A 13,387-nucleotide genomic window follows, 5' to 3' on the forward strand; every position below is an offset into this window, starting at 1 on the left:
GAGTAATCCTTACTAAATCAACCGCGCGTAGACGCCGATGCTGACTAAATCCTCCGAAGCACTCGTCCAGCCGATCCACTTGATGCCGGCCTCGGCGAGCGCCACGCTGTCGCCGCTGGCCATGCGCCTGCGCCAGGAGTTGAAGGGCGATGTGCTGTTCGACCGGGCGGCGCGCGGACGCTACGCGACGGATGCATCGATCTATCAGATCATGCCGCTGGGCGCAGTCGTGCCGAAAGACCAGGCCGACTTGCTGCTCGCTTTGGAGATTGCACGCGACGCACGGGTTCCCGTGCTCGCACGCGGTGCCGGAACGAGCCAGTGCGGGCAAACGATTGGCGAAGCGCTGGTTATCGATACAAGCAAGTGGCTCAACAATATCGTCCACTTCGACCGTGAGGCGCGCACGGTAACGGTGGAGCCGGGCGTGGTGCTCGACCATCTGAACGCGTGGCTGAAACCGCACGGCTTGTGGTTTCCCGTCGATGTATCGACCAGCGCGCAATGCACGATCGGCGGCATGGCGGGCAACAACTCGTGCGGCTCGCGGTCGATGGAATACGGGATCATGGTGCACAACGTGGCGTCTATTGACGCCGTGCTGGCCGATGGTCATCAAGCTACGTTCGCGGCATTGCGTGCAATGTCATCCGACTCCCGCACGCGTTCGCTGGTCGAGGGTGTGCAGCGCATAGCGCAACGCGAACGCGATGAAATCCGCGAGCAGGTGCCGAAGGTATTGCGGCGCGTGGCGGGCTACAACATCGATCTCTTCGATTGCCAGAGCCCCTTGCCCTTCAGCGCCGACGGCGAGCCGAATCTCGCGCAGTTACTGGTGGGCTCCGAAGGCACGCTTGCGTTCAGCCGGCAACTCACGTTGAAGCTGTGGCCGTTGCCCGAGCACAAGATGCTTGGTGTCGTGAACTTTCCCACGTTCTACGACGCAATGGACATGACGCAGCACATCGTCAAGCTGGGGCCGGTCGCGGTGGAACTGGTCGACCGCACGATGATCGACCTGTCGATGTCCAATCCGGCGTTCCGTCCGGTGATCGAACGTGCACTGGTCGGTCAGCCGCAAGCCGTGTTACTGGTCGAATTCGCCGGTGCGGACAAGGCCGTCCAACTCGCGAAGCTTGCGCAACTCGTGGAACTGATGGGCGATCTGGGCTTGCCGGGCTCGGTGGTCGAGATGCCCGACGCCACGCAACAAAAGGCCCTCTGGGAAGTACGCAAGGCCGGCCTGAACATCATGATGAGCATGAAGGGTGACGGCAAGCCGGTCTCGTTCATCGAAGATTGCGCGGTGCCGCTCGAACATCTCGCGCAGTACACCACGCGCCTCACCGAGGTTTTCCACAAGCACGACACCGAAGGCACCTGGTACGCACACGCGAGCGTCGGGACGCTGCACGTGCGGCCGATTCTGGATATGCGCCGCACCGGCGCGCAGAAGATGCGGGCAATTGCAGAGGAAGCATCGGCTTTGGTGCGCGAATACAAAGGCGCTTATTCGGGTGAACACGGCGACGGTTTGTGCCGCGGCGAATGGGTAGCTTGGCAATATGGACCGCGTCTGAACGAGGCATTCCGCGAGATCAAGACGCTCTTCGATCCTGAGAATCGCATGAGCCCGGATCGCATCGTGAATCCGCCGAAGATGGACGACGCAACGAACTTTCGTTTCCCGCCGACGTACCGCGAACGTGAGATCGCGACGCAACTCGACTGGTCGCAATGGAACGTGACACGCGATCCGTTGACCGGTGCCGAGACCGGGCCGGGAACGGGCGACGATCGCACCAGCGGGCTCGCGAAGGCCGTCGAGATGTGCAACAACAACGGCCATTGCCGCAAGTTCGATGCAGGCACCATGTGTCCGAGCTATCGCATCACCAAGGACGAACAGCATGTCACGCGGGGCCGCGCGAACACGCTGCGGCTCGCAATCAGCGGGCAACTCGGTGAGGGCGGCCTTGCAAGCCAGGACGTGAAGGATGTGCTGGACCTGTGCGTATCGTGCAAGGGCTGCAAGCGTGATTGCCCGACGGGCGTTGACATGGCGAAGATCAAGATTGAAGCGCGCGCCGCGTGGACTGCGGCGAATGGCTTGCGCATGCGTGACCGGCTAGTGGGCTTTCTGCCGCGTTACGCGCCGTATGCGAGTCGCATGCCGTCTTTGTTCGGCTCGGTCGAGCGCTTGCCGCGTTTTGCAGGCTGGTTGAAGACGCGCCTTGGGCTTGCGCCGCAACGCTCGTTTCCGCATTTCACGAAGTCATTTTTATCGACGGCGGTGCAACCCTTGCCACCCGCGCAGGGCGACAAGGAAGTGCTGCTTTTCGTCGATACCTTCAACAACTATATGGAACCCGACAACGCCCGCGCCGCGAAGCGTGTACTCGAGGCGGCGGGCTACACGGTTCATCTGAATGTGAAGGCGGGAGAGCGGCCGCTGTGTTGCGGGCGCACGTTCCTGTCGGCGGGACGGGTCGACGAAGCGAAGGCTGAAGCGCGCCGCACGCTGGACACATTGCGGCCTTATATAGAACGCGGAGTGCCAGTTGTTGGCCTTGAACCATCGTGCCTGCTTTCTTTCCGCGATGAATTCCTCGACTACGGTTATGGCGATGAAGCGCGCAAGCTCTCGCAGTCATCGTTCTTGTTCGAGGAGTTCCTGGTCCGCGAGAAAGCGGCCGGACGCCTGCGGCTTTCGCTCAAACCCCTCGCTCAGCCGAAGGCACTGGTTCACGGTCACTGCCATCAGAAGGCCTTTGATGTGTTTCGTCCCGTGCAGGCTGTCCTCGGCTGGATTCCTCAGCTAGAGGTCTCGGTAGTCGAATCGTCGTGTTGCGGCATGGCCGGGAGTTTTGGTTACGAAGCCGAGCACTACGAAGCATCGAAGGCGATGGCGGAGTTGTCGCTGCTGCCGGCCGTGCGGAAGGCACGAAAGGCACAGGACGCGGTGATAGTCGCCGACGGCACCAGTTGCCGTCATCAGATAGCGGACGGCACGGATGCAAAGGCGCTGCATGTCGCGCAGGTATTGGCCGCTGCGCTCAGGGAATATTGACCCGCACGGGTTCACATAAACAGCGGACGGCGTCACGTTCCGCGACACTGGAGACCAGTATGGCACGACCGCGCAAACCCAGGATTCGGCAGATCGCTTTAACGTCCATTCAGTAAAGCCTTATCGAAGTTCCGGATGCAGTTCGCTTCGGGCGCCCATGAGCGCCGAGATGAAGCACGCACTACTCAAGGAGACGATGATGTTCCGTCGAGCTACGACGCGCGTTCTGTTGCTGCTGTGCGCAATGTATTTCATCACCTATGTCGACCGTGTCAACGTCAGTACCGCCGCCTCGCAGTTCGGCGCGGAACTGCACTTGTCGCATGTCGAGATCGGCTTTGTTTTTTCTGCATTTGCTTATCCGTATCTCGTGTTCCAGATTATTGGCGGATGGGTGGGGGACCGCTTCGGGCCGCGTCGGACGCTTGCTGTTTGCGCCGTGATCTGGGCGGGCGCCACGATCATGACCGGGCTGGCCGGCGGGTTTGTATCGCTGATCATTGCGCGCTTGTTGCTCGGACTGGGCGAGGGCGCCACGTTTCCTACCGCGACCCGCGCCATGTCGAACTGGATGCCTGCCGATAAACGCGGCTTCGCGCAAGGGACCACGCATGCCGCGTCGCGTATTGGCAATGCAGTGGCGCCGCCATTGATCGTCTGGCTGATGATTGCGACGAGCTGGCGCGGTGCTTTTATTGTGACGGGGATCATCAGTTTTCTGTGGGCGATTGTCTGGATCTTCTATTTCCGCGACAACCCCCGTGAGCACAAGCGCATTACCGCCGATGAGTGCGCCACGCTGTCCTCGTTCTCCGGAGTCAAGCAGCGAGTACCGGTGCCATGGCGTGCGCTGCTGGGACGGATGGCGCCGGTTACCGCCGTGTACTTTTGCTACGGCTGGGTGTTGTGGCTTTTCCTCGGCTGGATTCCGCAGTACTTTCTCCACAACTATCACATGGAGTTGGGGAAGTCGGCGCTGTTCGCATCGGGCGTTTTCTTTGCCGGCGTGCTTGGCGACTGGCTCGGCGGCTCGCTCACGGACCGCATCCTGCGGCGCAGCGGCAACCTGCGCATGGCTCGCAATGTGATGGTGGGCGTCTGCATGCTCCTGACGCTGCTTTCGCTTGCGCCCATCATGCTGGTTTCCAACATGTCGATCACGTTGGCCGCGGTTTGCCTGAGCGGCGGGTTCTTCTTCAACGAGATGACGATCGGACCCATGTGGGCCGTGCCGATGGACATCGCGCCGAAGCACGCCGGCACCGCGAGCGGCATCATGAATTCGGGTTCTGCGCTGGCCGCGATTATCAGTCCGGTGGTCGGCGGTTTCCTGATCGACAGGACCGGAAACTGGAACCTGCCTTTCACGGTTTCCATGATCCTGATGGGTCTCGGCATTGTGCTCTCGTTCACCATGCGGCCGGATCGGGCGCTGGACGTTGATGCTGCGGCCGCAGAAGGAAAGGAAGGCGCTGAGCCGGCGAGGAAATTTGTTTAGAAGCGTGCTCGCGCCGTAAGCAGTTATTTTTTTGTTCCAGGAGACGATGTGGCTGAACCATCCATCTTGATCGAACGCGAGGCGTTCATCGCGACGGTTGTCATCGACCGGCCCGCGAAGCTCAACGCAATGACCAAGCCGCTCTGGCAGTCGCTGGGCGAAACCATTGATGCGCTCTCCTCCGACGACACCATCCGCTGCATCATCCTTCGCGGCGCCGGCGAGAAAGCCTTCTCACCGGGCAACGACATAGCCGAGTTCCGCACCGATCGCTCCAATGTGGAACAAGCCCGTGCTTATGGGGCGATCATGCATCGCACGTTGAGAGCGCTGGGTGCATGCAGGCATCCAATTGTCGCGATGATTCACGGCATCTGCGTGGGTGGTGGCCTCGAGATTGCGGCCATGTGCGATCTGCGTATCTGCGGGGAATCCAGCCGATTTGGCGTGCCGATCAAGAACCTCGGCCTGGTGATGGCGCATGCGGAACTCGATGCCCTCGTACAACTCGCGGGTCCTGCCGTCGCGCTCGAAATCCTGCTGGAAGGGCGCATCTTCGGCGCGCAGGAGGCATTAGCCAAGGGGTTGGTTACGCGGGTCGTAGCGGACGATCAGGTCACCGCCGAAACGCTTGCGACGGCGGTCCGGATTGCCGAGGGCGCGCCTTTGGTCGCGCGCTGGCATAAGCAGTTCGTGAAGCGTGCGATGAACCCGGCGCCGCTCACATCCGAGGAACGTGACGAAGGTTTCGCGTGCTTTGGCACGGAGGACTTTCGCACGGGCTATCAAGCTTTCCTCGACAAAGTCAAACCGGAATTCAAGGGGCGTTGAAATGCTCGACACAGAAACAGGCAGCAAAGGCCCGCTTAGCGGGATGCGCGTCATCGAACTGGCTCACATCATGTCGGGACCCATCTGCGGAATGATGCTCGCTGACATGGGCGCCGATGTCATCAAGGTCGAAAAGGTTCCCGGCGGCGACGACTGCCGCCGTTTTGCTCCCATCCTGGAAGGCGGGGAGTCGGCGTCGTTCATGATCGTGAACCGCAATAAACGCGGCGTCGCGATCAACCTGAAGACCGACGGCGGCCGTGAAGTACTCCGAAAAATGCTCGCCACCGCCGACGTGGTCACGGAGAACTACCGTCGCGGCACGATGGAAAAACTAGGCATGGGTTATGACGCACTCAAGGCGGAAAATCCCGGCCTGATCTATTGCGCGATCTCGGGTTTCGGCCGCAGCGGACCCATGGCCGACAAGGGCGGTTTCGACCTGATCGCGCAGGGCATGAGCGGTCTCATGAGCATGACCGGCGAACCCGGTCAGGCACCGATCAAAGCGGGCTCGCCGGTCACCGATATCAACGCGGGCATTCTCGCCGCGCTCGGAATCTGCGCGGCCTATGCCGGCAAGCAAAAGACCGGGCTGGGCCAGATGGTCGACACCTCGCTCTTCGAAGCCGGTTTGCAGCAGATGTACTGGGCCTTCGCCAACTACTTCGCCGACGGCACGGTGTTGCCCAAGGCGGGCTCGGCGAATCCAACCAGCGCACCGTATCAGGCGTTCCGGACCCGCGACGGCTGGGTGAATATCGGCGCGGCGAATCAGAGTAATTATGAGCGGCTGGTTGGCGCGCTGGATATTCCGGGGCTTGACGAAGATGAGCGTTTCAGGACCAATGCAGGGCGTTTGAAACATCGGGGAGTACTGGTCGACATCCTGACAGCGCGGCTCGTCGAGCGGACGACGAACGAATGGCTGGCGGCTTTCGATGCAATCGGCCTGCCGTCAGGGCCGGTGCTCGGCGTCCCCGAAGTAGTGGCGCATGAGCAAGCGCTGGCGCGCGGAATGATTGTCGAGACGACGCATCCGGTAGCAGGGCGCATGCGCGGTCTGGGCCTGCCGATCCATTTCTCTGACGGGCGTACCGAGTCGCCCTTGGCCGCACCGCTGCTGGGGCAACATACAGTGGAAGTGCTGCAGGAATATGGCTTCTCCGACGAACGTATTCATGCGCTAAAAGAGGAAGGCGCCATTCTCGTCAGCGATGTAACAGTCTGAGTCCATGTTTTCAAAGACTGAGACGTCCGGCTTGCCGGACGTCTCGCAGCTAAATCCGCTTAGACCGGACTTCACTCATAACGCTAAGCACATTCCCGTTCTAGAGGAATGCCTTAACCCGCCAGCAAGATGATTTAATCCGTCATCGTCCGAAAACACCGCGTCGCATTTGATCAATATCGTGAGCAAAAGCATCGCCTGACGCCCAGTCATCAGGTGATAAGCTACGCGATGTTTAGACAACTCGGTTCTCGTATCGGGTTCGCTCGACTCAGCGTTATCGCACGACGCTTGCGCGGGGACGCCGCGTTTCCTTCGGATCATGAATCACTATGCCTGCAACCATTGCCCAAAGCAGAGCGGTGCCGCTGCGCAGCATCACGCAAATCCTCGCCGCCATGTTTTGCTTTGCAGTGGTCGATGCCCTGGCAAAGTCGGTCAGCCTGAAATATCCCGCTAACGAGATCACGTTCTTTCGGATGATCTTCGGCTTGTTGCCCGCGTTTGCAATGTGCCTGCAAGGCAAACCCTTGAGCGAGCGGCTAAGGACACTGGATTTTCGAGCGCAGACACTCCGCGCGATTACCTTGCTTTGCGCACTCGGACTGTTCTTCGCGGGCTTGCCTTACGTGCCTTTGAGCGAAGCGGTTGCTATCGTCTATTCGGAAACGATCTTCGTGATCGTGCTGGCGCCCTTGCTTCTCAAGGAAACGCTAAGACGTCGTGACGCCGGCGCGGCTGCGATCGGTTTTATCGGCGTGCTTTTAGTCGTGCATCCAAGCAGCGATCAGACAAGTTGGCTCGGCCCCGTGCTCCTTGTAGCCAGCGCGATTTTCGGGGCGTTATCGATTTTGCAAATCAAACGCATCCGCGCATCGAACGATTCGAGTGTCACCGTGCTTTACTTCACCTTCATTGGTGCAGTCGTCAGCGGGCTTTCGCTCTTTTTCGCGTGGCAAACGCCGACGCTGGATTTCGTGGCCGTAATGGGTTTGCTCGGCATACTGGCCGGCACGGGGCAATTACTGTTGACCATGGCGTTTCGACAAGTCGATGCAAGCGCGCTCGCACCGTATAACTACACCAGCATTGTCTGGGCAGCGATCTTTGGGTATGCGGTCTGGGGAGAGACAGTCGGCATGGTGTCGCTGATCGGTATCTTGCTGATTGTCGGAAGCTCGATACTGGTTGCGATCAGGAGCAAGCAAGCCGATGGTCCGCTGGTTTAATCAAGCGAGCCGAAGGCCGTCTTAATCAATCGACAACCTCAACGCAAACGCCAGCAAGGCAATCGAGAACGTCCAACGTTGCACGACCTGAGCGCGTGGATGGCTGCGCAGCCAACGTGATAACCGTACGGCGGAAAACGCGAGCGTTGTGTCGAAAATCGCGCCGACAGCAACCAGCACCACGCCCAACTCAAGAACCTGCGACCAGACCGCGCCCGCTTTCGGATGGACGAATTGCGGCAGCAAGACCGAACAGAACAGCAGCGCTTTGGGATTGAGCAGATTGCCCAGCACGCCCTTCGACAACGCGGCGCGCAAGGTCGGACGCGTCTTCGATGGCATGTTGTTGTTGTCGAGACCGAACGCCGGCGAGCGGAAAATCTGGATCGCCACGTACGCGAGATACAACGCGCCTGCAATACGTACACCGTCGTATAGCCACGGCGCGCTGCGCAGCAGCGCCGCGACGCCGAGCGCCGACAACGTGACATGCATGCTGCGAGCAATCGCCAAGCCGGCAGCGGTCGACAGTCCGTACCTCAAACCATGCGATGAACTCCTCTGCAGGATGAGCGCCATATCCGGACCAGGAAGCGCATACACGACCGCGAGGGCCCCGATAAAGACGAGCAGCAATTGCAGCGAGACCATGATCCAACCTCCATTTCGAAGGTTTGATATTGCCGCTGATCGATGAGCGTTTTCTGGCGTAGTTGTGTCTGTTTTGAGGCGCGCTTAGGGGAAAACGCCAAGCGTCCAGTCTTGATGTCAGACAGTCGCCTCCGGAATCTCCCCCGCGCTTCTATAAACCGGCAAGCCGAGTTCTTCAGCCAGGCGGACATCGGCATCGGCGCCCTGGGACGCGCCGTCGATTCGATACACCGCGTGGCATTGCCTTATCAGGCGATTCGCGACCGGGTACAAGAACGTTTCGCTGATCGGATCGCCCATCGCTTTGGAGCCTGCCGCAGCCGCTAGCGGAAGCGCTGCCCACTCGCCGATCATGGGCATATGTCCGAGCCGGTAGACCTGCAACGCAGCCTCTTCAAGCCGATGAAGATTGCTGGCAATCAACGCGGCATTCCCATTGGTGCCGCTGCGGTACGGTCCCGCGATGAGTATCAGTCGAGGTCTCACCGCGCGCTCCTTTCATGCACAGGGTTTAAAGCGGCGAATTGCAGCAGCATGATGGTTTTCGCATCGACGATCTCGCCGCGACGCACCGCATCCAGCGCATCGTCGAGCGTCAATTCGATCACTTCAAGATCCTCGCCCTCCGCCTCCACGCCGCCGCCGTGTCCCACGCGCGTCGAAGCATCATATTCGGCGATGAAGAAATGCAGCTTCTCCGTGACCGAACCGGGGCTCATGTACGCTTCACAAACCTTCTGCACATTGTCCACGCGATACCCGGTTTCCTCTTCCGCTTCGGCGCGGATCCGTTCCTCAGGCGTTGCGTTGTCGAGCAGTCCGGCGGCCGCCTCGATCATCATGCCGTCGTGGCCATTGACGAACGCGGGAAACCTGAACTGCCGGGTCAGCACGACGGTTCGCTGGTCGCGGTTGAACAGCAGGATCGTCGCCCCGTTGCCCCGGTCGTAGGTCTCGCGGCTTTGACGCTGCCACGCCCCGTCGCGGCGCTGGAAGTCGAACGTCGTCTTCTTCAGCACGTACCAGTCGTTGGACAGAACCGTTGTGTCGATAATGCGAACCCTGTCTTTTGTAGCCACCATCTTGTCAGCTCCACATCGCGCAAAAGGAGTAGTCATGGTATCGTGCAGATTCGTGCAATATCAAGATATTTCGTGCAAACGCCATGCTGACCTCTCAACGCAAGAAAGCGATCCTTAAAACCCTGGCGCGTGATGGACAAGTGCTTGCCAAACAACTCAGCGAGACGTTCGGGGTATCGGAGGACACGGTGCGGCGCGACCTGCGTGAGTTGGCCGCCGAGGGATTGCTGCAACGCGTTCACGGCGGCGCGCTGCCCGCTTCTACGGCCGTGGCGCCGTTCGCCGAGCGCCGGGGCCTGGAGTCGACGGCCAAGCGCGCGATCGCCACAGCGGCGGCGGCCATGATCGAAACCGGGCAGGTGGTGATCATCGATGGCGGCACGACTTCCGCCGAACTCATCCGTCAGATCCCGCAGGATTTATCGGCCACGGTGGTGACGCATAGCCCGAGTGTTGCCGTCGGGCTGGTCGATCATCCGTTGATCGAGGTGATTGTCATCGGCGGCCGGCTGTTCAAGCATTCAATCGTGACGGTCGGCGCCGCCGCCGTTGAAGCGATGTCGCATATCCAGGCCGATATCTATTTCATGGGCGTGACCGGCGTGCATCCGACCGCGGGCTTGAGCACCGGCAATTTCGAGGAAGCGTTTGTAAAGCGCGCGCTTGCCGCTCGCGCGGCGGAAACGGTTGTGCTGGCTTCATCCGACAAGATCAACGCTGCGTCGCAGTATGTGATCGGTGGGATCACGCTAGCTCAGACGATCATCGTCGAGCGGGAAACAGAGCTTGCACTGACCCAGCCACTAGAGGACGCAGGTATGACGATAGTGCGGGCTTGATCGGGAACAAGCAGAGAACAAGGGTCTTGTCGCATTTAGCGTTTTCACTCGTTCCGACTAGAACTGCCCGCTTGCAAGCATGGCGTCCAGGCACGCTTGCGGGCCGCCCACGACAATACGGGCAGTGCACGCCAGCATCAGATTCATGTTCAAGCCGAAGTCTTCGACCAGGAAACCATTTGCGCAATACGCGGCGGATTCGTCCGTCTTTACCGATACGCGCTCGAGCAGCGATCGGTCGTCGTCGATATACGCCCATATCGGCTTGCCGAGCGCAGCGGCAAAACCGACTTCGAACGCGGTTCCGCTGTCCGGCTCGCCCGCTCCGCGAAAGTCGTTGAGGTTGGCGAGGATGATGTCGGCGGAACGAATGGCGTCCATGTTTGCGCGGCAGATCCACTGCGCTTTTGCGCGGGGCTCAAGCTCGTCGGGAACCTGTCCGTCGAGCGGATAGAGACCGATCATCCCGCGGGCCTGGCAGAGCGCTTTCAGATGCTGGCCGTGACTGAGCGCGTCGCTGCGGAAAACGTCGAAGCCCGCGAGATAGACGCGCGGGGTGGCCGCGGCGCGTTCGATGGGTAGAGGGGCGGGTGCAAAATGCCCTTCGCGCACTTTGCGTCGAACCCGGTTCAATTGCTTATGAACCGACGCCACCAGTTTTCCGGTGCGCATCGCAATTTCCTCGACGCTTAAGCCCTGGTCGACCAGTTCGATTAAAGTCAGTTGCTTCTTGGTTGGCCCGCGCATTGCTCTCCTCATATACCGCTTTCGGCAGACATTCCCCGACACGGGCGTAAGTAGAATAGCGAACGCGGGTCAAGTCAAGAACCCCGTTGCGCGCGCTCAAAACATAGGATACGACAGTGCCCGGAAAGTCTGCGACCTCGACGCAATCTGCTGTCGGTTGACGCCCTTTAGCGGGATAGCGAGGTCGAGCGTCGAGATTCAGGTAGCCGCCTTCCATGATCCAGCTCCCTGTCAAACCGTCCAGGTGCGAACAAGGACACATCACGTTGCTGATACATTTGTGGCTGATGGCGGTGATAGAGACCTGTTATTGTTTTTATCGCGCTGTGGCTACGCATGAGGGTGTGATACACCCGTGACCACCAGCGCCGCTTTCGCTGGCTGGAATTTGCCGTCTTACTCCCGTAGTGCGCCGATAAAGCCTCTCAATGCCGCGCACTATCCGCCCAAGGCGGCCTCGGGGCGAACTTCCTGTTGATTTCCCCCGGAAACAGACCCGCTTTTAGCCTAAGCGGGTCTGTTTTGCGTGGCCATCAACAGCCGGGATATGAAGCTCCCGCGCGTGCGGATGGCTAGCCGTTGGCAATCACGGCACACTCACGAATCCCGATCAGCGACGAAGCCACGACAGGGCGTGTCCGTTGTGGGCTTGTGATGGAATCTACGCTTTCCCAGCGTGCTGTCGGTATGGAAGGCATCGGGACACTCCGCCTTCAATTTTTCGATCGTCATGTCAATATGCTCGATGCCGATCTTTGATGCGTTAATCAATTCTGTTCGATGAGGATAGCTGATCATTATGGTTTCTCACTTTAACGGAAATGGCTCAATAGACTATAAGCACCGGAAATTGGTGCAAGGACGCTCAGTTGTGCCTGAATAACGCGATTCGACCGCTCTTGTACAGCTCGTGGACCTTACTCGCGAACGGTGCCTCCGGCGCCTCTTTGCACTCGCCAACGATCGTGGCTACCGGCGTTGCGACATCAACGACTGTCGTCACGGTCTCGCTTACGCCCAGCTTGTCGACGCCTGAGACCCAATAGACGAGCGCCGGCTTGTAGGCGTCGTCCACGGCGAGGAAATCCGAGCAACTCATCTGTGCGGGCGGGACTGGCTTTGCAGCTTGCGCAAGAGCCAGCGGGGACACACACAGACCGGCCAACACGGCGCTCGTCACTACAATGTGTTTCATAGCATTCTCCAGATGGTGGTGCGGCTCTTTCCGCCTTCGCGGCGGTAGAGTCGCGTTTGTTGATAACTCAATACTCCCCGCTTCGAGGATGAGTGCTCGGGGCTGGTAATTGGCACAATCTCAAATCGGGCAGGTGTACTACGCAATGGAACTTGTCAAAGGTTGTTCGCTGCAAGTGCCAGTGCGCATTGACTGGATACATCGTATAGGCAGTCAATTAGGGAAAATTACGTCGCGGCCATCGAACGCATACGGTGGACTTCGTGCCTGTATTCCGACTGTCGGGTCACCGACGCACCGCGGTACAAGGCGGTTCGACTACTTAGACCGCGCGAAGACCAGGCGGCAAACTGCGGATGGAATAGCAAGGCCTCGGGGCATGGGTCGTCAGTACTACCAGTAGCCGAAAGGCTGCGGATAGCCATAGACGACCGGCGCAGGCGCAAGGACAGGCGGCGGTGCGTACATTGGCGCGGTCGCAAAGCCGACCGCCTGTGTGATTTGATTTCCCTTGGACGCCATGCATTGCGAATAAGCGGCGTCGTAGCGGGCTTGCAGACTGGCCGAGGTGGCTTGAGCCCCGTTGGCGCCCACGGCACTGCCGAGCAGCAAGCCAGCGCCAGCGCCGATCGCCGCGCCGATACCGGCATCGCCCGCTGCCGCGCCGAATAGCGCGCCTGCCGCCGCGCCGCCTACGGTGCCGATCGCCCCGCTGCGTAGACCGTCGTTGGCCGCCGCCGATGGTTGCGAGGCATTGTCAGAGCGGAACGCATAATCCCTGCACGCGTAATCTTCCTGCTGGAATTTGCTCAGCGGCTCTCCTTTCGGCGGCAACGCGACCACGGTCGGGCCGGTGGGAGGAATGACGGCGCACCCGGCCAAGGTGAGGGCGATCAAGCATAGAGGTGTTGCCGCGCTCGCGAGTCGTAGACGTTTCATGATGTCGATATCCAGTAGTGAGTACATGGATGACACTGTGACGTCGAAGAATTAGCGTTGAATTACCTCACGGCG

13 protein-coding genes are annotated in these 13,387 nt (G+C 59.9%); 6 read left to right on the top strand and 7 right to left on the bottom strand.

Annotated features, from left to right (window positions below; genetic code table 11):
* Positions 1 to 37: 37 nt before the first annotated feature.
* From ACSQ8V_RS31825 to ACSQ8V_RS31845, 5 genes are all read left to right on the top strand, one after another.
* Positions 38 to 3,070, top strand: a complete 3,033-nt coding sequence (locus ACSQ8V_RS31825) for an FAD-binding and (Fe-S)-binding domain-containing protein (RefSeq protein ID WP_436208451.1) — start codon at positions 38 to 40, stop codon at positions 3,068 to 3,070.
* 196 nt (positions 3,071 to 3,266) lie between these two features.
* Positions 3,267 to 4,568, top strand: a complete 1,302-nt coding sequence (locus ACSQ8V_RS31830) for an MFS transporter (protein ID WP_436209221.1) — start codon at positions 3,267 to 3,269, stop codon at positions 4,566 to 4,568.
* Between the two features lie 48 nt (positions 4,569 to 4,616).
* Positions 4,617 to 5,399 carry an enoyl-CoA hydratase/isomerase family protein gene (locus ACSQ8V_RS31835; protein WP_436208452.1) on the top strand — a complete coding sequence of 261 codons (783 nt, stop codon included), beginning with the start codon at positions 4,617 to 4,619 and terminating at the stop codon, positions 5,397 to 5,399.
* Between the two features lies 1 nt (position 5,400).
* On the top strand, positions 5,401 to 6,630 hold the full coding sequence (locus ACSQ8V_RS31840) for a CaiB/BaiF CoA transferase family protein (protein WP_436185686.1): 1,230 nt from the start codon (positions 5,401 to 5,403) through the stop codon (positions 6,628 to 6,630).
* Between the two features lie 332 nt (positions 6,631 to 6,962).
* The gene (locus ACSQ8V_RS31845; RefSeq protein ID WP_436208453.1) at positions 6,963 to 7,859 is read left to right on the top strand and encodes a DMT family transporter; all 897 of its coding nucleotides are present in this window, start codon (positions 6,963 to 6,965) and stop codon (positions 7,857 to 7,859) included.
* A gap of 21 nt (positions 7,860 to 7,880) precedes the next feature.
* Here the strand turns inward: ACSQ8V_RS31845 and ACSQ8V_RS31850 are convergent, their stop codons facing one another.
* The 3 genes from ACSQ8V_RS31850 to ACSQ8V_RS31860 all read right to left on the bottom strand — a co-directional run bounded on the left by ACSQ8V_RS31850 (position 7,881) and on the right by ACSQ8V_RS31860 (position 9,592).
* Positions 7,881 to 8,510: a LysE family translocator gene (locus ACSQ8V_RS31850; RefSeq protein ID WP_436208454.1), complete on the bottom strand. Its 630-nt coding sequence runs from the start codon at positions 8,508 to 8,510 to the stop codon at positions 7,881 to 7,883.
* 117 nt (positions 8,511 to 8,627) lie between these two features.
* Positions 8,628 to 8,996, bottom strand: a complete 369-nt coding sequence (locus ACSQ8V_RS31855; protein WP_436208455.1) for a DUF4406 domain-containing protein — start codon at positions 8,994 to 8,996, stop codon at positions 8,628 to 8,630.
* Positions 8,993 to 9,592 (bottom strand): NUDIX domain-containing protein, encoded by a 600-nt coding sequence (locus tag ACSQ8V_RS31860; RefSeq protein ID WP_436208456.1) that lies wholly within the window; start codon positions 9,590 to 9,592, stop codon positions 8,993 to 8,995. The genes ACSQ8V_RS31855 and ACSQ8V_RS31860 overlap by 4 nt, the downstream gene beginning before the upstream one ends.
* 83 nt (positions 9,593 to 9,675) lie before the next feature.
* Between ACSQ8V_RS31860 and ACSQ8V_RS31865 the strand changes: the two genes are divergently transcribed.
* Complete coding sequence (locus tag ACSQ8V_RS31865; RefSeq protein WP_436208457.1) at positions 9,676 to 10,431, top strand: DeoR/GlpR family DNA-binding transcription regulator; 756 nt, start codon at positions 9,676 to 9,678, stop codon at positions 10,429 to 10,431.
* A 57-nt stretch (positions 10,432 to 10,488) separates the two neighbouring features.
* Here the strand turns inward: ACSQ8V_RS31865 and ACSQ8V_RS31870 are convergent, their stop codons facing one another.
* The 4 genes from ACSQ8V_RS31870 to ACSQ8V_RS31885 all read right to left on the bottom strand — a co-directional run bounded on the left by ACSQ8V_RS31870 (position 10,489) and on the right by ACSQ8V_RS31885 (position 13,315).
* Complete coding sequence (locus ACSQ8V_RS31870) at positions 10,489 to 11,178, bottom strand: nucleoside 2-deoxyribosyltransferase (protein WP_436208458.1); 690 nt, start codon at positions 11,176 to 11,178, stop codon at positions 10,489 to 10,491.
* Positions 11,179 to 11,775: 597 nt separating this feature from the next.
* Complete coding sequence (locus ACSQ8V_RS31875; RefSeq protein ID WP_436208459.1) at positions 11,776 to 11,976, bottom strand: hypothetical protein; 201 nt, start codon at positions 11,974 to 11,976, stop codon at positions 11,776 to 11,778.
* Positions 11,977 to 12,043: 67 nt separating this feature from the next.
* On the bottom strand, positions 12,044 to 12,373 hold the full coding sequence (locus ACSQ8V_RS31880) for an HdeA/HdeB family chaperone (RefSeq protein WP_436208460.1): 330 nt from the start codon (positions 12,371 to 12,373) through the stop codon (positions 12,044 to 12,046).
* Positions 12,374 to 12,766: 393 nt separating this feature from the next.
* The gene (locus ACSQ8V_RS31885; RefSeq protein ID WP_436209222.1) at positions 12,767 to 13,315 is read right to left on the bottom strand and encodes a glycine zipper family protein; all 549 of its coding nucleotides are present in this window, start codon (positions 13,313 to 13,315) and stop codon (positions 12,767 to 12,769) included.
* Positions 13,316 to 13,387 lie beyond the last annotated feature (72 nt).

The sequence above is a fragment of the Caballeronia sp. LjRoot31 genome (assembly GCF_964253885.1).
Lineage (GTDB): Bacteria > Pseudomonadota > Gammaproteobacteria > Burkholderiales > Burkholderiaceae > Caballeronia.